We start from the raw sequence: 23,079 nt of genomic DNA, 5'->3' as shown, positions 1-23,079 counted from the left end.
TACATCACCGGCACACACTTCTCCGTCGACGGCGGATTCCTCGCCTAAGCCAGACCGGACCGCAGAAAGGCCCCCGATGACCCTCATGGCTTCTCGCCCGGCGGTGCCCCACACCCTAGACGCGGCTCGGCCAGCCCGGCTTCCTCGACGGGATGCGGCAATGCTCGCCGCACTACTGGGTTCCACGTTCGTCGTTGTGCTCAGCGCGACGGTCATGACCGTAGCGATCCCTTCCCTCATCCACGATCTGCAGGTGCCGGCGACCTCCGCGCAATGGCTCACGACCGGCTTCATGCTGACGATGGCGATCATCATCCCGGTCACGGCCTTCCTGGTGCGTCGTTTCCGCCTCCGGTTGCTCTACGCCATCGCCATGGGCCTGTTCCTGGTCGGTACCCTGATCGACGCCACGGCGCAGAACTTCCCGGTGCTCCTGGCTGGCCGGATAGTCCAGGCCACTGGCAGCGCTATCATCACCCCGCTGATGCTCACGACGATCGTGACGCTCGTGCCATCCGAGATCCGCGGCCGAACGATGGGTGCTATCACACTGGTGATGGCGGCCGCCCCGGCCCTAGGCCCGACGGCCTCCGGTCTCGTCCTCGACGCGTTGGGCTGGCGGTCCCTGTTCTGGCTGACCCTTCCGATCGCCGGCGCGGCCTTCATCTACGGTCTCCGTGTCATCCGCGATGTGACCACGCCCGAGTCGGCACGCTTCGACGTATTTTCCAGCCTGTTGTCCGCGGTCGGATTTGGCGGCATCATCTTCGGCCTCTCTGCCTTCGGCGAGACTGCCGGTTCGCGCAGCACGCTGCCGGCGTGGGGGGCACTCACCGTCGGCGGCGCTGCGCTCGTCCTGTTTGCCCGCCGGCAGCTCCGGCGCGCCGACCGCGCGCTCGTCGATCTGCGCTCGTTCCGTTCGCCCGGGTTCTCCAGTGCGGTGACGCTGCTCGCCCTCACCATGGTAGGCCTGTTCGGCGCGCTGCTCTTGCTGCCGCTTTACTTGCAGGACATTCGTGGACTCAGCACCGCGCAGACCGGATTGGCGCTGCTGCCCGGTGGCATCGTCATGGGTGTTCTCGCTCCAGTCGTCGGCCGCATCTCCGACCGGCGCGGACCAACCGTCGTGCTGCCGGCGGGCACCATCATGCTCTCGTTCGCTTTCTGGGCACTGACCGCCGTCGGAGAAACTACCCCGTACGGTTGGGTAATTGCCGCCCACGTGCTGCTGAACGCCGGTATTGCCTTCCTGCTGACCCCCCTGTTCACCATCAGCATGGACGTGACCCCAGCACCACTCTCACCACACGCCAGCGCGATTCTTAACACCGTCCAGCAGGTCGCTGGCGCCGCTGGTGGGGCACTGCTCATCACGGTTATGTCCATGATCGCCAGTAGTCAGAGCGCCCGCGGCGCGGGTGAACTGGCCGCTACCGCCACCGGTGTCCATGGCGGCTTTCTCACCGCCGCGATCATCTCCCTTGTAGGCATCGGCATAGCCATCGCCATCGCACGGTCGGCTCGACCAGACGAGGGTCCGAGCTGATGTAAGGGGGTGGCTGCCGTCGATGTCGTGCAACGTCCATTTGCGCCAGTCGGACCGGGCACCTCGAAAGGGCCTCTCAGGAGCGCCAGCCGCACCAGTTGAACAGCCAACATCGATGAAGGAGTGCAGATGGAATCGAGAATCTGGTACGTCACGGGCGCGAGCCGTGGGTTGGGACGCGCGATCGTCGAGGCCGCGGTCGCCGCGGGTGATCGGGTCTTCGCCACCGCGCGCCGGCCTGAGGCGCTGGCCGACCTAACGGCACGCTATCCCGATAGCCTGCGTACGGCGGCGGTCGATGTTACCGACCTTCCCGCCGTCAGGACCTCTGTCGCTGCTGCCCTCGACGAGTATGGCCGGATCGACGTCGTCGTGAATAACGCCGGCTACGCGAACCTCGCTGCGATCGAGGACATTACCTCCGCCGATTTCCGTGCGCAGGTCGACACGAACCTCTTCGGGGTGGTCAACGTCGTGCAGACGGTCCTTCCGGCCCTTCGTAGGCAGGGTGCCGGGCGGATCATCAACGTGTCATCCGTCGGTGGGCGTGTGGGCACCGCCGGTCTGGCCGCCTACCAGGCCGCCAAATGGGCGGTCAACGGTTTCACCGAGGTTCTGGCCCAGGAGGCCGGACCGCTCGGAATCAAGGTCACGGCGATCGAACCGGGCGGCATCCGGACCGATTGGGCCGGTTCCTCCATGGCCGTCCCGCCGATCAGTGCTCCCTATCAGCCCACGGTTGGTGTGATCGCGAGCCTCTTGGACCGCATCCGCGACACCGTAGGCGGCGACCCTATCCTCGTCGCGGACGCCGTCCTGCGCCTCAGTCGCCTTGATGAGCCCCCAGTGCGGCTGCTCCTCGGCACTGACGCCGTCATCGGAGCCCGCCAGGCCGCGCAGACACTTTCCACGAACGATATCCAGTGGGCGGAGTTCTCACGCTCGATCGACCGGCCTGAGGCAACGCCCGATGAACTCGACCCGCTCGGTATCCTCGCTGCCGACCCTGCCGCAGTCGTGCATCGCTTCGTTGACGAGGTCATCAACAGTGGCGACCTTGACGTCCTGCCTGAACTGTGGGCTGAGAATCTACGCTGGCACGGCGGCAGTCTCGGCGAGACCGAAGGGCTCGTTGCCTACACGAAGCAGCTTGCCAGCGCCCGCGAGGGCTCCTTCACCGGAATGCATCTCACGATCCATGACACCATCGTCAGAGACGACACGGTCGTGCTCCGCTTCACCAACAGTGGCACCCAAACCGGCTCGTTCATGGGCGCCCCTCCCACCGGCAACCATGCAGAATGGCTCGGCATCGGCATCTACCGGGTCCGCAACGGCAAGATCGTGGAGGCGTGGTTTGGCGAGGACACTCTTGGCATGCTCCTTCAACTTGGAGTGATCACTCTCCCGGCGTGACAGCCGTTCGGCTGGGTTCAGAAACACAGCAGATGTCATGTGAGGCGCAGCGTTCGGAGTGGCTGGTCACCGAGGTTCGGGTGGCGGCGGACGAAGGCGTAGCGATGGTCAGGGTGGCAGAAGTGCCCGATCGGTGTGGCTGTGGGCACCGCGGAGTAGCCGACCGGAGGCGGTCCGGCAGTCAACGATTGCGGCGCGGGTTTTCCTCTTCGTGACGCCAGGCCCCATAGTTGTTAAGGGAACGAGGTATTCGATGAAGATTACTGTCTTTGGCGCTACTGGTCGGACAGGTCGGGCATTGCTCGCCGCGGCGGCCGAGGCGGGCCTGCCGACGACCGCATATGTACGGGACCAGGCCCGGCTCGGCGACGCGGTCGCTGACCGGGTTGTGGTCGGGTCGGTCTTTGATCCGGTAAGCCTGCGAGCTTCGCTGGCCGGGGCGGAGAGTGCGGTCGTCGCGTTTAGCCTGGGTCGTGACCGTCGAACTCCGCTGTATTCGCGAGGCACTGAGATGATCATCGACGCTATGCGGGCGGAGGGTGTACGGCGCCTGCTGGTCGTGTCGGAGTCCGCGTACGGCGAGCATGTCGCGGGCGTCATACCCTGGATTTTGGCTGCAGGCTACCGGCTGGTCGCCGGACCGGCGATCCGCGAACGTCGCGTCCAGGACGTGTTGGTTCGGGCCAGCGGTCTGGACTGGACATTCGTTCGTCCGGTCCGCATCGTCGCTGGCCCACCGCGCGGGGTGCGTGCCGGGATCATGACCCCCAGCCGCACGTCGTCGCAGACCACCTATGAAGATGTGGCCGGCCTGATCCTCCGAGCACTGCCCGACACGGCTACCCATGGCCGCAATCTGTACCCGTGACGACCGCTGGCAGATGTCCACCCAGCGCCGAGCGGGAGTTGCGGGAGACCGGTCCTCCGCGCCGGCTGAGGCCCGCCCACCACCACCCGAAACGGTCATGGCGGGGAGTCGCTCGACCGCACCACGCGGCGGGGAACCACAACACAAACACCAACCCGGTAAACGTTAGTGGTCACAGCACTAGTCAACTAGAAGCCTCGTACAGAGCGCGACTTCGACGCCACCCGGGCTCGGCTGCTGGCCGCCGCGGGCGGCGAGTCCGCGGCGCGCGGCTTGGTGGGTCGAGTGTCGAACGGATCGCTGCTGCCGTCAAACCCGAAGGTGCAGGTCAACCACTATCTCGACAGAAACGGAGGCGCCTTTCAGGCGGCGTTCAATGCCCTGACCGTTGACGCCGTCCGGGAGGTTCCGACCGCCGCCCCAGATCCGCAGCACAGCCAGTCTCGTAGGGGCGCCGGACTCGGAGGACCTCCGGTGGTAGTGCCCTGGGTAGTTGCTGAGCACGCCAGCGGTAGCGTGCCCGGTGGCCCTCTTGAGTGATCCGGCGGCGCTGGGGTGCGAGTGACCAGAGGGATGTCCACGCACAGTAGGGGATTTGGGCAGATCGGCCTGCCAGCTTCGAACGGCAGAGCGTCGGTTCCTACGTCAGTGGACACGAATGCAGTTCGTCGCGGATAACGTCGAAGGGCACTTCAAGCCGCTCGGCCGCATACGAACTTTGGGAACCTGGTGACGGCTGCGGTCAGCGGTTGCCGGGTCGCCGATGGTGGACGGCTGCCGGGGCGCCCCCGGCCAGTATCACGCTACGGGGCGGGCCACCTTCGGAGTTCGTGCCACGGCCGTCAGCGAGTATCGCAGCGTATCCGTGTCATCGACGGCGGCGCGGTGTTGACCAGGTAGTTTATTCACATATTCGACAGGATTTGTCTGGTTCTCCATGTTCTCCAACGTCTACACGGAAGGTATAGGTAGAGGTCGACATGCCTGTCGAGGTGCAATGGCCCGTTGGTTCGGGTCCCTGGCCTGCTCGAGGCGTCTGGCAGAATTGTTGGGGTGACCCTTGCGACGCGCCATACGACGCGGGACCTGCGTCGGCGTAACCGGGCGGCGCTGCTCGCGCACATCTACCACCAGGGCTCGGCGAGCCGTCTCGAGTTGATGCAGGTGTCCGGGTTGAGTTCGGGTTCGGTCAGCAACGTGGTTTCCGACCTTGTCAACGATGGCATGATCGCCGAGGTCGGCTCGGAGGATTCCGACGGTGGACGGCCGCGCGCCTTGCTGCGAGTCCGACCCGAGTTCGGCAGCGTCATCGGCGTGGACATCGGGGAGACTCATGTCCAGGTCGGTCTGTTCGACTGGACGTTGAACCGGATTGGCAGCACGACGTTCCCCATCGCAGAGACGAGTCTCGAGCCTGAGGCGGTGGCTCGGATGGTGGGCGCGGGTATCGCGACCGTGACTGCAGAGGCGAACATCTCTGCAGACGAGCTGCTTGGCGTCGGTGTCGGAGTACCCGGTGCAGTGCAGACCGCGGACTCGAGCAGCGTCGTGTATGCCCCGACGCTCGGCTGGTCTGGGGTTCGTTTGGACCAGATGCTGGAGCCGGCTGTCTCTGCGCCGCTCTACATCGACAACTGTGCCCGCACCCTTGGCCAGGCGGAGATGTGGCGAGGTGCCGGTCGTGGAGCGAGCCGCACGGTCGTGGCGCTACTCGGCGTCGGTGTCGGTGCCGCACTGGCAAGCGGCCCTGATGCTCAGGGCGCGACGAGCAGCACGAGTGAGTGGGGGCACACGGTCATCGTGGTCGGCGGTGCGCCGTGCCGGTGCGGCTCGCGTGGCTGTCTCGAGGCATATGTCGGTGCAGAGGCCATACTGGCGCGGTATGCGGACCTTACGGGTAGTCGGCCCCTGGAGTCGGTAGGCACGGAGGCTCGGCTTGCGGAGCTCGCGACGCGAGCAGCCGTTCCGGGGCCCGCAGCCAATGTCCTCGATACGACCGCCGAGTATCTTGGTATTGGCATCTCGAACCTTGTCAACCTGCTCAGCCCGGACCGAGTGATACTCGCCGGTTGGGTTGCCGAGACGATCGGGACGGTGATCCTTCCCGCGGTGCGGGCCGCCACCCGCCGTCACGCGTTGTCGTACCTGTACGGGCAGATCCAGATCCAGCTCGGCGAAATCGGCACCGACGCGGTGGCGCTCGGCGCCGCCACATTGCCGATTGTCCGGATCCTCGACAACGGCGGGCCGTTGTCGAGGATCCGCTGACCCCTTGCTGGCCTGCGTCTTCGCCTTATAGCACGTCGTTTGGTCCCTTCGGAAGGGTTTGACGAGCAGTCGATCAAGACTTATCTTAAGACTTAATGTAAGTGCCCAGCCCTTCCGGAGTACACGTATGACCACCCCAGCAGGCGACGGCCAGCTCTACATTGACGGCACCTTCCGGCCTCCCGCCGGCGGGCGCACCGGCCCGGTGTTGGAGAAGGCCACCAATGTCCAGATCGGCACCTACGGACTAGGTGACGACGTCGACGTCGAGGCGGCAGTGCGGGCGGCGCGAGCTGCACAGCCGAGCTGGGCGGCGCTCGGGGCACCCGAACGTGCTGGATACCTACGCCGATTCGCGGCTTACCTGGCCGGTCATTTTGACGAACTCGTGCGTCAGAGCATGCGCGAGACGGGCGGCGTACGCGCCAAGGCCGAGGACGAGGTCGCTACCAGCATCCGCCAACTGGAGATCTCAGCAGTACAGGCCACCGAGAACGCGGGAGATCTACTTCCTCCATACAAGGCGGGCAAGCTTTCGATGTCCCGCGCCGTGCCACTGGGCGTGATCGGCATTATCACGCCCTGGAACTACCCGATGAACCTGGCGATGCGCGCGGTGGCACCCGGCCTGGCGTTCGGCAACACGGTGGTGCTCAAACCGGCCGAGCTGACGCCAATCATCGGCGGCCAGGTCCTTGCGCGGGCGGCCAACTATGCGGGGCTGCCCGCGGGTGTGTTTAACGTCGTCACCGGTGACGGGCCTGCGGCGGGTCATGCGCTTGCTGAACATCGTGGGGTGGACCTGCTGGACTTCACTGGTTCCCGCGCGGTAGGCCTGGCCATCGCCGCGTCCGCGGCCACCGACCTGCGGGCGGTTCGCTTGGAACTGGGCGGCTCCAATGCCTTCGTGGTGCTTGACGACGCCGACATTGACCTCGCCGCCTCGGCCGCCATGATCGCATCGCTTGAGTTCCAGGGCCAAACGTGTATCAGCGCGAGCCGGCACGTCGTACTGTGTGATGTCGCCGATCGGTACATCGAGGCAGTCACCCGCAGGGTTGAAGCGCTGACAGTGGGCGACCCACTAAACCCCGACATGGATCTCGGCCCGCTGATCAGCGAGGCGCAGCGTGACCGCGTGCACCGCGAGATCGTCGCGCCGTCGATCGCCATGGGCGCAAAGCTGATCACCGGAGGCACCTACGACCGTCTCTTCTACCGGCCGACTGTGCTGGCTGACGTGACCGCCGACATGCCGGCCTTCCGTGACGAGATTTTCGGCCCGGTCATCCCGATCACCGTCGTTGACTCAGAAGATGCGGCGGTCGAGCTGGTCAACGGTCATCCGATGCTGATGAACTCGGTCTTCTCCCGCGACCTGATCCGCGGTCTGGCGGTAGCCGAGCGGCTGCAAGCCGGCGAGGTGCACGTCAACGACGCACATGCCCGCCACGGCGCGGAAAACCAGATGCCGGCGTTCACCAAGCGCCAGTGGATCGGAGTGCAACGCACGCCCCTGACGCTGCCGACTTGGACCAGTGACCCGGCAGGGCGGCGATGACCGGCAGCGCTGGTGCCGGCCCCAAATCTGGCGGGCACTCCGTCCGCCACGCCCTGATCGTCCGGGGCGGGTGGGAGGGACACGCCCCGGTCACAACCACCGAACTGTTCCGTGCGGACCTCTCTGCGAGGGGCTTCGACGTCACTGTGGCCGAGGACCTCGACGTCTACTGTGACGAGGCGCTGCTGTCGCGGACAGATCTGGTGGTGCAGTGCTGGTCCCAGGGCACCCTCACTGAGAGGCAGTGCGCCGGGCTGCTTGCGGCCGTCCACGCCGGGACAGGCTTCGCCGGCTGGCACGGCGGGGTTATCGCCACCTTCGAGCACAGTCGTGAGTACCTGCGGATGGTAGGAGGGCTATTCCTCTTTCATCCCGAGCAGTTCGTTGAGTACGACGTGAGGATCGAACCCGCATACGCCGATCACCCGATCGTCGCCGGGATTGGGGACTTCACCGTGCACACGGAACAGTACTGGATGTTGACCGATTCATTGAGCCACACGCTAGCCAGTACGGTCATCTCTGCGTCGGACGGCGGGCACGGCACCCTGCCGGTGACCATGCCCGTCGTCTGGACGCGCAAATGGGGTGCTGGCAAGATTTTCGTCTCTGCGATCGGGCACCGCCTGGACGATCTGCGACAACCAGCAGTGCGGGCCCTCACCGGCCGCGGACTGGTCTGGGCGAGCCGGTAAGGACGGAAACGGCAAGAGGAGGCGCGGATGATCGCAGCCGGAGGCGAGCCGACCAACCTGGGCAGGCAAGGCCTGCGGGCAAGCCGGTTCGGTCTGGGTACGGCGCCGCTGGGAATCCTGCCAGACCTCGTCGACGCTGCGGCCGCACAGCGTTGCCTTGAGCGCGCCGCAGACCTTGGCATCCGGCACCTCGATACCGCCCCGTTCTACGGTGCCGGACTTGCGGAGGAGCGCCTGGGTTCGTTTCTCGCCGAGCGTGACGCCACACAGTTCGTCATCTCCACCAAGGTAGGGCGCACCGTCTGCCAATCGGTCGATGGTAGGCGGGCGACCACCGTCTTCGACTTCAGCCGGAGCGGCATCCTGCGCCAGATTGACGAAAGCCTGCGCCGGATCCGTGTCGATCGGCTGGACATTGTCTATCTGCATGACCCGGACGACCACTGGCCCGAGGCGATCGACGAGGCCTGGCCGGTACTGGCGGAGCTCCGCGCGGCCGGGCTGATCACCTCCGTCGGCGCGGGTATGAACCAGGCCGGGATGTTGCGCCGGTTCGTGCAGGAGACCAGCATGGACGTGATCCTGCTGGCGAATCGGTACACATTGCTGCAACAGTACGAGGCGGACGCGCTCTTCGCTGACTGTGCCGCGCGTGGCGTGTCGGTCGTCTTGGGCGCCGTCTTGAACGGTGGCATCCTCGCCACCGGTGCTGTGCCGGGCGCAAGCTACGAGTATCAACCAGCTTCGGCATCCATACTCGAACGGGTGGCGCGGATCGAGGCCGTGTGTCGGCGGCACGGCGTACCGCTGCCCGGCGCCGCGCTGCAGTTCGCCGCAGCGCACCCCGCGGTCAGTTCGGTGCTTGTCGGTGCGAAATCGGCCGAGGAAGTCACTCTGAATCTCGACGCGGCCAGATACCCGACCCCCTCGGCCTTCTGGGCGGAACTGCAGGATCTGGGGCTGGTCGGCGCGGACCGACCGCTGCCGCCTTAAGCGGCGTCAACCTGAGGGCCCAGGTGGGTCGAGTCCAGGCGTGGGTGGGCGTCGAACTGGCCTTGGCCGGACGGAACCTGGGCGTTCCGCCATGCCCGGGCGCGGGCTGGTCGATACCTTGCCGGGCTCACGCTGATCGATCGCAGACGGCTGGTCCGCCGTCCATGCGTTCCTTGCTGAGTGGTTGACCGCATGTTTCATAGGACTTACCTTAAGTCGAAGGAAAAGTCTTTGATCTTCCTGCGTATCAACTGCGGCCTGCATCGACACCCCGATGAAGTGGAGGCCGTGCCTTCCGGAATTAGCTCGTCGACCGACGTAAGTGAGGAACCGACATGAGCAGAACCGTCACCAAGTTCGCCAGCCTGCTCCTGGCCAGTCTGCTGTTCGCGGCCGGGTGTTCAAGCAGCAACGACTCACCGGACGAGTCCACTACGGGTGGCAAGGTCGAGCTGACCTTCTGGGACTGGGACCCCAACATGGACAAGATCGTGGCGATCTGGAACGACGCACATCCTGACATCCACGTCACGCTGTCCAACCCCGCCGGCGGCGACCAGCTCGTCAGCAAGATGATCACCGCGCACCAGGCCAAGAACGGCCCCGACATCGCGAAGGTCGAGTACCAGTCGTTGCCCGCGCTGGTCTCCAACGGCGTAGTCCGGGACATCACCGAGTACACCAAGACAGCAGTGCAGAACTTCGACGCCGCAACGCTGAGCGCAACCAAGTTTGAGGGCAAGGTGTACGGGCTCCCGCAGGACGTCGCCCCGCTCATGCTCTTCTACCGCACTGACATCTTTCAACAGTACGGCTTGAGCGTGCCGACGACCTGGGAGCAGTACGCGCAGGAAGCAGCCAGCCTGCGCCAGAAGGCCCCCAACGTCGCGATGACCAATTTCGACGCAGCCGACCCCGGCTGGTTTGCAGGCCTGGTTCAGCAGGCAGGCGCCGACTGGTGGACCACCAGCGGCACCACCTGGAAGGTCAATATCAACGGTGCCGAGACCAAGAAGGTGGCCGACTACTGGGAAGGCCTGGTCAAGAAGGGCGACATCCTCAAGAACCCGTCGTTCTCCCCGCAATGGAACAAGCAGATGAACGACGGCAGCATCGCGACATGGATCTCCGGTGCCTGGGCCCCCGCCCAGCTCGGCGGGATCGCGCCATCGACCAAGGGCAAATGGGCTGTGGCGCCACTGCCGGCCTGGACCGCGGGGAACAAAACAACCGGCATCTGGGGTGGCTCGGCCACGACCGTCACCGCCGACTCCAAGCACCCTGCACAGGCTGCACAGTTCGTCTCGTGGCTGAACTCGGACGACGTCGCCGTCGCGGCCCAGGTCCAGCACATCAACATCTACCCGGCGTCGACGTCGGGACGCTCCCTGCCGATCCTGCAGCAGCCACCCGCGTTCGTACCCAACCAGCCCGACTTCTACAGCATCGTCAAGAGCGTCGCACCGTCGGCCCGCAGCTTCTCAATCTGGGGTCCGAACGTCACCGTCACCTTCCGCGGCTACACCGACGCCTTCGGTCAGGCGCTGCAGAATGGCAGCTCCTTCAGTGCCGCGCTTGACAGCATGCAGGACAACACGACGGCCGACATGAAGAAGCTCGGCTTCACCCTCGGCTAGGACCGGCCTAGACCCGTTGCGGACCCCGGCCAGCCGGGGTCCGCAACGCCACCGGACACCCCAGTCTTGACGATGATAGAAGCGGAACGATGACGACGACTGAACCGATCCACCCGCAAACACCTGCGGGTACACCTGGTCCGCCGGGCATCGCCGACAGGGAGCGGCCTACCCCGCTCCCGGGCCGGCGCGCTACCCGACGTAACGGTCTGCCGTACTTGCTCGTCCTACCGGCCACGTTGCTGTTCGTGTCCTTCGTCCTGGCGCCCGGCCTCTACGCGATACTCCTCAGCTTCCAGGGCCGAAAGGTAACCGGTGGCCTGCTGGGTGCCGGCTCCAAGGTCGTCTTTGTCGGGTGGAGCAACTACCGCAACGTCCTGTCCGACTCTGACCTGTGGTCGAGCGTGCTGCGAATGCTTGCAGTCGGCTCAATCACGATCCCGCTGACCATCGGACTGGCGTTGCTCTTCGCCCTGCTGCTGGACACAGCGCGAGCCAGGTTCACCAGGATTACCCGGCTCCTGATTTTCCTGCCATACGCAGTGCCCGGTGTCATCGCCACGTTGCTGTGGGGCTTCATGTACCTGCCTGCCACCAGCCCCATCGGCGGCGATCGGATCAACTACTTCAGCGCCGCGGGTGTCTACGCCTCGGTCGCTAACATCGCCGTGTGGGGAGCGGTCGGCTTCAACATGGTCGTCATCTTCACCGCACTTCGTGCGCTCCCGCCGGAGATCTACGAGGCGGCCCGCATGGACGGAAGTTCCGAGTTCCAGATCGCGGTGCGGATCAAGATACCCCTCGTCTTTCCCGCGATCACCATGTGCACCCTGTTCACGCTGCTCGCCTCGGCTCAACTCTTCAACGAACCCAACACCCTGAAGCCGTTGTCCAACGCGATCTCGTCCACCTGGGTACCGCTGATGAAGGTGTACACCGACGCCTTCGTCAACTCGGACATCTACTCCGCAGCGGCAATCTCGGTCGTCTTGGCGATCGCGGCACTGATCATCTCATTCATCGCCGCGCGTGTGGTGCAGTCGCGGGTCGCACAGGAGGAACGATGACCGCCATCGGCACCGTGACGGAACGGTCGACGCGCACATCGGGCAAGGGACGCAGCACCCTGTTGCCCACCGTGGTGCTCGTGCTCGGTGCGACCTATTGCGTCGTGCCGACGCTTTGGATCCTCGTTGCAGCCACGAAATCCCCGGCGGAACTATTCTCCACCGCGACCTACCTGCCAAGTTTCGGCGGGGGCCTCGTTCAGAACATCACCGACCTGTCCACGTACCACGGGGGCATCTTCTGGCGCTGGATGTTGAACAGCTTCCTCTACGCCTTCGTCGGTGGTGTGCTCGCCTCCGCGATCTCAGCCGCCACCGGATACGCCCTGGCAAAGTACTCGTTCCGTGGGCGAACCGTGCTCTTCAACGTCATCCTGTCTGGCGTGCTGCTGCCGCAAATCGTGCTCGCAATCCCGCAGTACCTTCTGCTGTCGCACGTCGGACTGACCGACAGCTACCTGGGAGTGATCCTGCCGCAACTGTTCAATCCCTACGGCATCTACCTGTCCCGGATCTACGCCGCAGCCGCGGTCGAGGACTCGATACTGGAAGCTGGGCGCATCGACGGCGCCAGCGAGTTCCGGCTGTTTTGGTCCGTCGGGCTGAAGCTCATGGTTCCTGGCCTCATTACGGTCTTTCTCCTGCAATTTATTGTGATCTGGAACAACTTCCTGCTGCCCTTCGTTATGGTCGCTACCGACGACAAGTTCCCGCTGACAGTCGGGCTCTACAGTCTGTTGCGTCACGGCGCGGCTGAGGCGTCCCTCTATTCTCTCGTGATCACCGGCACGCTGCTCTCGGTGGTCCCAGTGATCGCGCTGTTCCTGTCCCTGCAGCGGTACTGGCGTATCGACCTGGTCAGCGGAGCAGTCAAATAGCGTCGACATCTGCTCAGCCAACGATTGGAGACATCGTGCGCAAGGCCGAACGCCCTGTCGGAATGATCGCGATGTCCCGCGTGTTTGCCCCCGCCGTACTGCCGGACGACCTCATGTCCCGGCTCGGCAGTTGCATCGATCTCGTCGGGACGGAGGCGGTGGAGAGTTTCGCCGATCCAGGGACACTCCACCGCCTGGAGACAGTCGAGGTTCTGGTAACCGGATGGTCCTGCCCGCCGCTGACCGCGCAGATGCTCGACGCCTCGCCGCGACTGCGGGTAGTGGTGCATGCAGCTGGCTCCATCAAAGCTCACGTAGGCCCCGAAGTGTTCGCCCGGGGTATCGCCGTATCGTCAGCGGCGGATGCCAATGCCGAACCGGTCGTCGACTTCACGCTCGCCGTCATCACACTGGCGGGCAAGCGCGCGTTCGGTCTGGCGCTGGAATACGCTGCGGGTCGGTTCGCGAGCTTCGGGCAACGGGCCGGCAATGACGGGCGCGTGGTCGGTGTGGTGGGTGCATCCCGGATCGGCCGCCGGTTGATCGTCAGGCTTGTCGCCGCTGGCTTCCGCGTGCTGGTCACCGACCCGTACCTGGACTCAGTGCAGGCCGGAAGGCTCGGTGCCGAGCTGGTCGATCTCGACGAATTGTGCCGCCGCAGCGACGTACTGACGCTGCACGCTCCACAGCTTCCGCAGACGCGCCATATGGTCGATGGGCGAAGGCTGAAATTGTTGCCGGACGGGGCCATCGTGGTGAACACGGCGCGGGGCTCGCTTGTCGACACCGATGCGCTCACCCGTGAGTGTGCAACAGGCCGTATCGACGCATACCTGGATGTCACCGAGCCCGAGCCGCTTCCCGTCGGGCATCTCCTTTTCGATCTGCCCAACGTCTGGATTACACCGCACCTGGCCGGCGTGCAAGGCAGCGAGATCCGGCGCTTGGGCGTGTTCGCCGTCGGTGAGGTCGAACGGTTCATCGCCGGAGAGCCGCTCCTCGGTGCGGTCCACGTCGATCAACTAGACGCGCTCGCCTGACCGGGTCCGGTAACAGGCGTTCAGGCACGCCTGCCGCCGGGGCGAGCCGGATGACCGGAGTCCGACGGTCGCCCGCCCGGGCCCGATACTTCGGCAAAGTGCGACCCCGGTCAACCGGTGCACGACTGCCGCGTCGGTGGTTTTCCTCGTTTGGCTCCAGCGGCACGCCCTCTTGCGGGAGATCTTGAACTGTGTGCCCGAGTTCGCATACAACGATGAGGGCGTCTCGATCCGCTGGGTGCGCAACGACTGCGTCACCCGGTCCGGCGCTGGTGTCATCTCTCCTGCCGCGGCCGCCAACCCTCGATTCCAGCACGCGGGGATCACCTTATGGGCCATAGAACATCTGCTTGCCGTCCGGGAGCGGTGTGAGCAGGCCCGGCTCCTACGAGCTCACCGACCAGCGGCGGGCAAGGCGGGGCCGAGGCTGGGGCGTCGCGCGGGCTCTTCGAGGTGCGCCACGGCGTGCGGCGGCCGTGCCGCTCGACGAGGTGGAGCCGGCGACCGAGATCGTGAAGCGGTTCGCCACGGGCGCGATGTCGTACGGCTCGATCTCGGCCGAGGCCACGAGACGCTCGCCATCGCCATGAACAACATCGGCGGCAAGTCGAACACCGGCGAGGACGTCGACCGCCTCCACGGACCTCGCCGCCGCTCCGCGATCAAGCAGGTCGCCAGCGACCGGTTCGGCGTCACCACCGAGTACCTGGGGGATTGCTTCCCGAGCGGGGATCCTCGAGCGCCAGCCGCGGCTGAGCGGTGCAGGCTGAGCGCCTCGCCGGGCCGCTGCGCCGTGTTCCTGAAGTGTAACACAACCACCGTATCTTCTCGCAGTTATAAGCGACGATGTAAATCAAAAATATTTAATCGACATGTGACAATGATGATTGAGAATACAGGAACCTTGTCCCAGTGCTGCAGCTCGGATATCGTCGGCGGTCAGCAGAGACGGAAGGGGTTTGTCGAATCGTGTATTCGCACCTGCGTCCGGCCACGGGCGGCCCGAGCTATGCCGGCTACCTCCGAATTCCAGAGCTCATGTCCCTGCAGCAGCCCCTGACCCCGCCGGACGACCTCAGGACGTTCCGTGCGGAACACTTCTTCATCGCTATACATCAATGCAGTGAGCTGCTGTTGCGGCAAGCGGTCCTGGAGCTCGACGCCGCGGTCGAGTGCCTGGCCACGCCGGACGGCGACGTGGAGGACTGGCTGGAGAGCGTGGGCCGGGCGACCGACTGCTTGGTGACGCTGCGTCAGCAGGCCGAGCTGCTCGGGCGGCTGCCGGTCGAGTGCTTCGCTGCGTTCCGGCAGCGGCTCGGCACGGCGAGCGGCGCCCAGTCCGCGCATTTCCACCGGCTGCGGGCGATCCTCGGCCTGAACGGCGACGGGACCGAACCGCTTTTCGAGGGCTACCTGCGGCTGCTCGACCGCTCCGGTCGCGACCTGACCGAGCTGGTCGTCGGCGGGCTGCGCGGCGACCCGATGTTCCGGATGTCGCAGGCTCTCGCCGAGCTGGCCCAGGGGGTCTGGAGCTGGCAGACGACCCACCTCCACGTTGTCACCCGCATGATCGGTGACCGTCCGGGGAGCGGCGGCACGACCGGCCTGGAATACCTGACGAGCCGGCTGCGCACGCCGTTCCCGAAGCTGTGGGCGGCCCGCGCCGAGGCACACGCCCGCCGCGCCCAAACCGTCGCCGGTCACGCCGAGACCCACGCGAGCCACGCCGAGACCCATGGGGTGCCCGTTGCCTAACCGCACCGACTTCGCCGGTACGACTGCCGTCCTGTCCTTGCTGTCCGGCGTCATCACGACGCAGGTCGTCTCGGCAGGCGTCGGCCTCGGGCTGCCCGACCTCCTGAGCGAGCGCCCCCGCAGCGCCGAGGACCTCGCGCGAGACACCGGCGTAGCCCTGCCCAACCTGCTACGCATCGTGCGGGCCTGGGCCGCATTCGGCCTACTCGCCATCGACGACGCCGGCGAGCTGCGGCAGACGCCGTTGACGCCGCTTCTGCGCCGGGACACGCCCGGCTCGCTCCACCACCGGTCACTGCAGCTCGGACACCCCGACCTGTTCCGGGTGTTCGAAGATCTCGGCACCGCGCTGCTCGACGGCGGTTGCGCGTTCGAGGCGGCGCACAAGCGAACGATGTATGAGTTCTTCGGCGACCGCCCGCCGCTCGGGGAGCTGTTCGTGCGGGACCTGTCCGCCAACTCCGTCGGCATCGGTGACGAGCTCGCCCGCGCGTATACCTTCTCGGACGTGTCCACCATCGTCGACATCGGCGGCGGCGACGGCCGGATGCTGACCCGGCTGCTGCACGCCTGGCCGCACCTGCGCGGTACCGTCTTCGAGCGGGCCGAGGTACGGCCAGCGGCGCAGCGCCTCCTCGACGCGGAGGGCGTGGCGGACCGGTGCGCGGTCGTCACCGGCGACTTCTTCGAGGGCGTCCCGGCAGGGCGCGACGTGTACCTGCTGAAGTACGTCCTGCAGGACTGGGGCGACGCAGAGGCGACCGCGCTGCTGCGGTCGTGCCGGGCGGCGATGGGGGAGGGGAGCCGCCTTCTGATCCTCGAGCAGATCGTCCCCGACCGGCCCACGGCGACACCCCGCGCACAGTCGGCGGTCCTCGACGACCTGCTGGTGTTCTCGTTCACCGGCGGCGGCAACCGAACCATGAGCGAGCTGGCCGCGCTCGTCCACGGCTCCGGCCTGGCCATCCGCGAGCCGGCGACCCGGCTGCCGCAGGTCGATGTCGTCGAGTGCGTTCACACGTGAACGTTCAGTGAGCCTTTTCATCTGGGTAGCGGTTGGTTTCGACGTGGTGCAGGACGAGGATTGCCTGCACGATCGCGGTCGCTCGGCGTGGGCAGCAGCGCAGCTTGGCCAAGACCTTCCAGGTCTTGAGGGTGGCGTTGGCGCATTCGCCGCGGGCTCGAATGCGGGCGCGTGAGCGGTTGACGGCCTTCTGGCGGCGGGACAGCTTCGGCCGGTAGCGGTGGCGTTTGAATGGTGTCCGGATGGTGCCGCCAGCGCCTCGGTATGCCTTGTCAGCGAAGGTCAATGGGTGCGGACGCCGGTCAGGTCGTGTGTGGCGCCGGGCAGCGATGCGGACGCCCAGATCAGCCGGCCGGCGGGGTCGGCGATGACTTGGACGTTCACGCCGTGGCGTCGGTGTTGACCCGAGTAGTAGGCCCTCTGGTCTGCGACGCGGTCGATCGGGATCAGCGTGCCGTCCAGGGTCGCGTAGGCCAGGGTAAGAATGCGCTGCATCGCGGTGTCCAGATCGTCGGCGGCCGCGCCGAGCAGGGCTATCGCTTCTTGGACGTAGCGCCAGGTGGTGGCGACCCCGATCTCGAAGCCGGCAGCGAGGCGGGTGTAGGTGTCGCCGTTGCGCAGATGGGCCAGGGCGAGCAGGGCTTGGCGGCCGGCTCGAGGCGTCGCCACCGGGATCGGCGCTGCTTGCGGTGGCCGCGGATGCGTTCGGCGTGGTGGGTCGGGGTTCGGGTGGACAACGGGATCGTGGCGGGGTAGGACAGCATGGCGAGGCTCCCGGTCGGGGCTTCGGGTCTTGGTCGACAGCTGTCCTACCTGGAGCCTCGCACCTATCGATCACCGGCCCGCTGCACCTACCCTGAGCTGCGAGATCAGCTTGGAAAGGGCTCAGTGGTAGCGGATCCCGGCGTCCTCCAGTCGCCGGATCGCCTCGACCACGACGTCCTCGCCGCCGCCCAGGTACGCCCGCAGGAACGCCACGCCGGCGTCGGTGCCGTCGATCGTGATCGACGCGTGCGAGAACAGCAGCCCGGTGCGGTCCAGCAGGTCACGGCGCCAGGCGTCGATGCCGTCCGGCCGGGCGCGGAACGCGGGCGGTACCGCGACCAGGAAATACGGTGTCGTGGTCCCGGTGGCGGTGAGCTCCCGTGGCCAGCCCAGCCCGACCAGCGACTTGGCCCACAGGGACCGGTGGTGGCCGAGGGCGGCGCGCTGCCCGGCAACGTAGCGGGCGCACGCGGGGTCGGCCAGCCAGCGCGCCATCGCCCACTGCCGGCGCGCCCCGCGTGGGAAGGCCCACTGGATGGTGTGCCGCGCGATGGCACGCAACGTCTCGGGGTGGGCCATGACAGTACCGATGCCCCAGTCGTTGCAGGCGAACACCTTGCCGAACGACTCCACGCGGCACCACCGGCGCCGTGCCCGCTCCGGCGCGCCGGTGCGCGCGAAGTGTCCGAGCAGGGCCGCTGGCGCGGAGACGTCGTCGGCGTCGTCGGTGACCACCCGGCGGTAGGCGTCGTCGAGCAGGATTCCCGCGCCGCGGGCGGTGGCGGCCTCGAACAGCGTTGCCAGCACGCTCTCCGGCCAGGTCGCGCCGGTCGGGTTGTGCTGCGTGTTCACCACGACGAGTGCGAGCCGTCGGCGGGAGTCGGCGTCGAGCCTGGCCAGCGCGTGCTCGATATCGGCCGGGTCGGGGATCCAGGCGTATTCGGCGCGCAACGGCCAGTACGCCATCTCGTAGCCGAGCGGCTCGAACACGCCGGCGTAGTCCCACGTCGGGTAGGCGCACAACACCGCCGGGGTCCGGCCGTCACCGTCGGTGCCGAGCAGGTGCCTGGCGAAGTCGCCCATGATGCCGCGGGTGCCGGTGCCGGAGGTGAGATGCAGGTCGAAGTCCGCACCGAGGCTCGCGTGCTCGTCCAGCCGCTCGGACCGCACGGTGTCCGCCGCGATCGACCGGCGCGACTCGGGCAGGCCGGCCGGTGTCCGGCTGTATCCTGCGAGGTGCTGCGGCGCCTGCTGTTCGTACGCCGCCAGTCCAGCTGGCAACGCCCCACCGAGCAGGTAGGGGTCGCCGATCGACATCGGCAGTGGTGGCAGGGCGTGCCCGGACCGCAGGTATCGGTCGAGCATCCGCGCGTCGTCGGTGGTGTCGACGTCGGGATCGGCCATCAGGCCGGCGAGAGGCGGCAATCGCAACATGGTGGCCAATATACATCGGTTTGTGTCAATGAATGCCGTTGCATGTGCGGCGTGGCTGCAGGCGGCGCTGCGGCGAAGACCAACAGGGTCGTGCGGGTCGTCGGTGGCGACTCATATTTCTCGTGGAGGTCGGCATCAGCCCGGCCGGACCGATGGGTTCGCGGGCAGGGACGGGTTCACGGCGATGGCCGGGACGTCAGTGCTGGCTGCGCGTCAGGAAACTCTCGGCGCGTCGGGGTTGTCATGGCGGTCGTCGCCGAGCTTGTCGTCGTAATGGGCACGCCAGCAGCAGTGCAGGCGGGGCTTCGGGACCCGGGTGTCCAGGTCGCTGCCGTCGTCGGACCGAGTGGTGGTGTGGTCATGGCCGGGATAGCGGCAGGTGTCGTACGCGCACCAGGGCCGATTGAGTGCCTGCAGCAGCGTCGTGACCGGGTCCTGCAGAGCGGCGATGAGTTCGAGACGGCATCGGTGCCGTCGTACGGGACGCCGACGTCGGTAAGTAGATCGTTGGCGTCGCAGTTCGTGCAGGGCGGTGAAGGACCGAACGGTGGCGGGCAGGGCGCCTTCGGCGATGCTGTCGTCGATCGGGGTCAGGATCTGGTCCGCCCAGCCCGCGATGCGCGGATCGGCTCTGACGCGGTGACCGGTGGTGGGGTCTGTCCTTAATGGTCGGTGATGGTAGGGCACGCTCCACGCTGGTGTGCCTCCGACGTGATCAAGGTGTTGCCGCGGCTGTCCTCCTTGTTGATCGATGAGGTGATGGAGGATGGGTCGGGGCTGGTCGTGCGGGCCCGGACGCCGTCTGTCGCAGTGGCCTGTCCCGAGTGTGACCAGTTGTCGGAGCGGGTGGATGTGTATCAAGTCCGGCGGCTGGCCGTGGTGTGGCGGTTGAGCTGCGGGTCCGGGGTCTGGTGTGCCAGTCCAGCGGTTGTGGGCGGCGGACGTTCCGGGAGCAGGCTCCCGCGCTGGCGCAGAGGTGGGCTCGACGGACTTGGCAGCTGACCGCGTTGATCGCGGACCTGGCTGTGAGCGTGGTCGGCCGGGTGGGTGCGGCTGTGCTGTCGCGACTGGGTGTGACCGTGTCCCGTACGCAATGGTGTGGTTGACCCGTGCCGCGGTCATCTCCGCCGCCGCGCCGAGGAACCGGGTGTCGCGGTGGCCCGGCTGCTGGCCGAGATCCGCGAGCTGGGCTACACCGCCGGCAGCGCAAACCTGCTGGCGCGCTACCTCAACCAGGGCCGCGCCGGCACCGCGCCGGCTCGTTGGCTGGCTCATGGTGCGACCCGACGACCTGCTCGCCGAGCGCCGCGGCTACCTTCACGACCTGCTGGCCGCGTGCCCGCACCTAGCCATGCTGGCGCAACGGGTTCGCGAGTTCGCCGACATCCGCACCCGCCGCCGTGGTCCGACCCTCGACGCCTGGACGACCACAGTGGACAATGGCGACCCTGCCGGACCGCACGCGTTCGTCCACGGTCTGCGGATGGATCGGCCCGCGGTCGTGGCAGGCTTGACACTGCCCTACAGCAACGGGCCTACCGAAGGCGCGAACCTCAAGGTCAAACTCCTCAAACGGCAGATGTACGGCCGAGCCGAATTTCTCCCTCCTGCGCCAACGGATCCTGCTCACGTAGACCAACCGCTACCACCGTCTCCGTGTCAGAGCCGTTCGTTCTACAGTCCCGCGAAAGACCAGGGCTAGTACGTGAGGATGCGGCGGACTGCGTCGACGAGTGCGGCGCGTCGCTGGGCCCGGGAGAGCCGGGGGATGAAGACTGCGAACTCGGGCGGGGCGGAGGACCAGATCTGGGCGAGGTGCAGGACGAGTCCCAGGATGATGACGGGATCGTCGCTGCAGGAGAGGTCGCCGCGGGCTTGGGCTGCGGCGATGACGTTGAGCTTGTCGCGGATGTTGTCGACGACGGGCTCCAGAGGTGCGGTAGTGCCGCCGCGTTCGAGTCGGTACCAGGTGGCCATGCGTAGCAACTCGGGGCGCCTTTCGTAGCTGTCAAACAGGCGTCCGGCGTATTCGGGCAGGTCCAGGGGGTCGATCGGGGCATCTTGGATTGAGGTGACGACGAGGGCGTTGAAGGCTGCGTCGAAGAGGCCGTCTTTGTTGGTGAAATACTGGTAAATCTGTGCTTTGTTCGACTGGGCCGCTGCGGCGATCCGGTCGACGCGGGCGCCGGCGATGCCGTGTGCTGTGAACTCGGCGATGGCTGCATTGATCAAACGCTGACGCGTTCCTTCCGAATCACCTGGCATGTGGATGCCCTCTCCTCGTGTCACGGCCAGGTGATGCCAGGGTGGCGGAGCGCGTGTGTGCGGCGCGCAGATGGTCGCCGATCGTGAAGACAGCCTCCCGCGCGATGTCGACCGGTTTGTTGTGGGTGAAGCCGTGGTCGACGCCTGGGAACTGGCGGTGGGTAACGTTGACCCCTCGTTGGTTCAGGTCAGCGGCGAGATCGTTCATTTCATGGCGTAGCGTATCGTGTTCGCCCGTCATGATCAGGGTGGGTGGGAACTCGGCGAGGCGCGGGTGCAGGGCGACTGACACGCCGGGGTGCAGCGGGTCGGCGCCGAGGAAGTAGGTGCGGCGGGCCAGGCCCATCATCCGTTTCGATACGATCGGGTTCTTGATCGCGCTGGTGCGAGTGTCGTCGGGGCGGGAGAGGTCGGCACAGCCGAACTCGGAGGTCAGAGCGGCTGGCAGTTGCACGCCGTCGTTGATGGCCTGTGCGACGACGCTCATCGCGAACTTGCTGCCCGCGCTCGCGCCGCCGATCGTGAGCCGGGAGAGGTCCCAGCCGTAGGCGGCGCCGTTGTCGAGAATCCACCGGTAAACATCGTAGTTCTGTTCTTCCGCGACCGGCCAGCGTACGTCAGGTGCGGTGTCATAGTCCGGCACGATCACGGCTGTGTTCAGTTCGGAGGCAAGGTAGCGGGCGACGCTGCCTTCCTGCCACGGCGCGCGGATGATGAAGGCCCCACCGTGGATGAGCAGATGCAGCGGCGGTCGTTGGCCGTCACGGGCTAGGGCCGCGCGGTCCTGGCTGGTCGGGCTGTAGACCAATGCGGCGATCCGGCCATGCCGGGTAGGGATCTCCAGTCGCTCAGGCTGAGCGATGCGTTTGGTTGCAAACTCCAAATCGCGGCTGGACCACAGGATTTTCATCATGATTGGGAAGGCGCGCTGGAACCGGCGTGCCTCGCGCGCATCTGCTTTGCTTATGGCCTGTGGCGACATGGTGCCGAACCTCCGACTGAACGGTTGGTATGCTGGCCTCGGGATGTTTGACTAGGGTATAGTAGCAGCTCATCGCGACAGTTGTGCCATCGAACGCGGAGTCAACCAACTAGTTGATATTAGTGGAGCGGTGACATGGGTAGTGCAGGAGCACAACCAGAGGGATTCGGTACCGAGGGCAATGTCTCCGTGGTGATGCGCTTCATCGACGGAGTGGTCAACGGTGGTCACCTCGACTTGATCGACTCCTTGTGGCACGAGGATCTAGTCTGGGAGGGAGGCAGCCTCGGTGAGCGGCGCGGTATCGAGGCGTACAAGAAGATGATGGGCTCCGCATCCGGCGGCAGCCGGTGGGTCGATCTGCACCTGACAGTGCATGACGTCTTCGAGCGCGACGACACGGTTGTCGTGCAGTTCACCAACAGCGGCCAGCGTGTCGGGCGCCTGTTCGGCATCCTGCCGTTCCGCAGCCGGAGCGGCGCCTGGAACGGCGTCGGCGTCTACACCCTCCGCGATCGCAAGATCGCCCACGCCTGGTTTGTTGAGGACGTTGCTGCCATGCTGCGCAGCATCGGAGTCCGTGGCGCACTCAACCTACTGACGTCGGGCCGCTGATCGGTCCGCTTCGCATTTCAGGGACCATCTGGACCTGTACGGTGCGACTGTCGAAGATGTTCGTTGTCGAACGGGTGACCGCGACGCAACTGGGCGACGCGGTGGCCGTAGACGTTGCGATGATGGCCGAATTGCCCCTGCGAATCTATGATGCGCTGGCATGAAGCGGCCTTCCTTGCACGCAATGTGGCACCGCAATCCCGTGGTGCGGACCGTGAGCTTCCCCCGCTTTGATGGAGCGGTGGTTACCTGCCTCCGGTTGGGGCAGGG

At 66.3% G+C, this 23,079-nt stretch carries 19 protein-coding genes and 2 pseudogenes; 16 read left to right on the top strand and 5 right to left on the bottom strand.

Translation table 11 applies throughout. The features are described from left to right. The first annotated feature begins 160 nt into the window (after positions 1-160). The 14 genes and pseudogenes from ABZS66_RS48585 (at position 161) to ABZS66_RS48520 (ending at position 16,748) form a co-directional block, all read left to right on the top strand. Positions 161-1,546, top strand: a complete 1,386-nt coding sequence (locus ABZS66_RS48585; RefSeq protein ID WP_354769856.1) for a DHA2 family efflux MFS transporter permease subunit — start codon at positions 161-163, stop codon at positions 1,544-1,546. 129 nt (positions 1,547-1,675) lie between these two features. Further along, complete coding sequence (locus ABZS66_RS48580; RefSeq protein WP_354769855.1) at positions 1,676-2,962, top strand: SDR family NAD(P)-dependent oxidoreductase; 1,287 nt, start codon at positions 1,676-1,678, stop codon at positions 2,960-2,962. 253 nt (positions 2,963-3,215) lie between these two features. Then, positions 3,216-3,830, top strand: coding sequence for an NAD(P)-binding oxidoreductase (locus ABZS66_RS48575; protein WP_354769854.1), 615 nt, complete (start codon positions 3,216-3,218; stop codon positions 3,828-3,830). A gap of 1,053 nt (positions 3,831-4,883) precedes the next feature. Then, entirely contained in the window at positions 4,884-6,098 is a 1,215-nt protein-coding gene (locus ABZS66_RS48570; protein WP_354769853.1) for an ROK family protein, read from the top strand. 127 nt (positions 6,099-6,225) lie between these two features. Next, positions 6,226-7,659 carry an aldehyde dehydrogenase family protein gene (locus tag ABZS66_RS48565; protein WP_354769852.1) on the top strand — a complete coding sequence of 478 codons (1,434 nt, stop codon included), beginning with the start codon at positions 6,226-6,228 and terminating at the stop codon, positions 7,657-7,659. Continuing rightward, positions 7,656-8,354, top strand: a complete 699-nt coding sequence (locus ABZS66_RS48560) for a ThuA domain-containing protein (protein WP_354769851.1) — start codon at positions 7,656-7,658, stop codon at positions 8,352-8,354. The genes ABZS66_RS48565 and ABZS66_RS48560 overlap by 4 nt, the downstream gene beginning before the upstream one ends. Before the next feature lie 27 nt (positions 8,355-8,381). After that, positions 8,382-9,347 (top strand): aldo/keto reductase, encoded by a 966-nt coding sequence (locus tag ABZS66_RS48555; protein WP_354769850.1) that lies wholly within the window; start codon positions 8,382-8,384, stop codon positions 9,345-9,347. A 335-nt stretch (positions 9,348-9,682) separates the two neighbouring features. After that, complete coding sequence (locus ABZS66_RS48550; RefSeq protein ID WP_354769849.1) at positions 9,683-10,984, top strand: sugar ABC transporter substrate-binding protein; 1,302 nt, start codon at positions 9,683-9,685, stop codon at positions 10,982-10,984. A 248-nt stretch (positions 10,985-11,232) separates the two neighbouring features. Beyond that, a complete protein-coding gene (locus ABZS66_RS48545; RefSeq protein ID WP_354769848.1) occupies positions 11,233-12,051 on the top strand; it encodes a sugar ABC transporter permease in 819 nt (272 codons plus the stop codon). After that, positions 12,048-12,929 carry a carbohydrate ABC transporter permease gene (locus ABZS66_RS48540; protein WP_354769847.1) on the top strand — a complete coding sequence of 294 codons (882 nt, stop codon included), beginning with the start codon at positions 12,048-12,050 and terminating at the stop codon, positions 12,927-12,929. The genes ABZS66_RS48545 and ABZS66_RS48540 overlap by 4 nt, the downstream gene beginning before the upstream one ends. 35 nt (positions 12,930-12,964) lie before the next feature. Then, on the top strand, positions 12,965-13,969 hold the full coding sequence (locus tag ABZS66_RS48535) for a hydroxyacid dehydrogenase (protein WP_354769846.1): 1,005 nt from the start codon (positions 12,965-12,967) through the stop codon (positions 13,967-13,969). 420 nt (positions 13,970-14,389) lie between these two features. Beyond that, positions 14,390-14,678 (top strand): annotated as a pseudogene (locus tag ABZS66_RS48530) (glutamate synthase-related protein); the annotation flags it as partial. A 203-nt stretch (positions 14,679-14,881) separates the two neighbouring features. After that, the gene (locus tag ABZS66_RS48525; protein WP_354769845.1) at positions 14,882-15,724 is read left to right on the top strand and encodes a tryptophan 2,3-dioxygenase family protein; all 843 of its coding nucleotides are present in this window, start codon (positions 14,882-14,884) and stop codon (positions 15,722-15,724) included. Continuing rightward, positions 15,717-16,748, top strand: coding sequence for a methyltransferase (locus ABZS66_RS48520; protein WP_354769844.1), 1,032 nt, complete (start codon positions 15,717-15,719; stop codon positions 16,746-16,748). The genes ABZS66_RS48525 and ABZS66_RS48520 overlap by 8 nt, the downstream gene beginning before the upstream one ends. Positions 16,749-16,752: 4 nt before the next feature. Here ABZS66_RS48520 and ABZS66_RS48515 read toward each other — a convergent pair. The 3 genes and pseudogenes from ABZS66_RS48515 to ABZS66_RS48505 form a co-directional block, all read right to left on the bottom strand. Continuing rightward, a pseudogene (locus ABZS66_RS48515) lies at positions 16,753-17,512 on the bottom strand (transposase family protein). 121 nt (positions 17,513-17,633) lie between these two features. Next, on the bottom strand, positions 17,634-18,947 hold the full coding sequence (locus tag ABZS66_RS48510) for a pyridoxal phosphate-dependent aminotransferase (RefSeq protein WP_354769843.1): 1,314 nt from the start codon (positions 18,945-18,947) through the stop codon (positions 17,634-17,636). Positions 18,948-19,160: 213 nt separating this feature from the next. Next, entirely contained in the window at positions 19,161-19,634 is a 474-nt protein-coding gene (locus tag ABZS66_RS48505; RefSeq protein WP_354769842.1) for a hypothetical protein, read from the bottom strand. 586 nt (positions 19,635-20,220) lie between these two features. Here ABZS66_RS48505 and ABZS66_RS48500 point away from each other — a divergent pair. Beyond that, positions 20,221-20,649: a transposase gene (locus ABZS66_RS48500; protein ID WP_354769841.1), complete on the top strand. Its 429-nt coding sequence runs from the start codon at positions 20,221-20,223 to the stop codon at positions 20,647-20,649. On the opposite strand, the gene ABZS66_RS48495 is transcribed toward ABZS66_RS48500, so the two are convergent. Next, positions 20,646-21,179, bottom strand: a complete 534-nt coding sequence (locus ABZS66_RS48495) for a TetR family transcriptional regulator (RefSeq protein ID WP_354769840.1) — start codon at positions 21,177-21,179, stop codon at positions 20,646-20,648. The genes ABZS66_RS48500 and ABZS66_RS48495 overlap by 4 nt on opposite strands. A 22-nt stretch (positions 21,180-21,201) precedes the next feature. After that, positions 21,202-22,194 (bottom strand): alpha/beta hydrolase fold domain-containing protein, encoded by a 993-nt coding sequence (locus ABZS66_RS48490; RefSeq protein WP_354769839.1) that lies wholly within the window; start codon positions 22,192-22,194, stop codon positions 21,202-21,204. Between the two features lie 195 nt (positions 22,195-22,389). On the opposite strand from ABZS66_RS48490, the gene ABZS66_RS48485 reads away from it, so the two are divergent. Next, the gene (locus ABZS66_RS48485) at positions 22,390-22,809 is read left to right on the top strand and encodes a nuclear transport factor 2 family protein (RefSeq protein WP_354769857.1); all 420 of its coding nucleotides are present in this window, start codon (positions 22,390-22,392) and stop codon (positions 22,807-22,809) included. Positions 22,810-23,079 lie beyond the last annotated feature (270 nt).

The organism is Dactylosporangium sp. NPDC005572, from assembly GCF_040605515.1.
In the GTDB taxonomy this organism is placed as follows: domain Bacteria; phylum Actinomycetota; class Actinomycetes; order Mycobacteriales; family Micromonosporaceae; genus Dactylosporangium.
The sequence above is the reverse complement of the archived record's forward strand: the minus strand, read 5'-3'. Positions and strand labels throughout refer to the sequence as shown.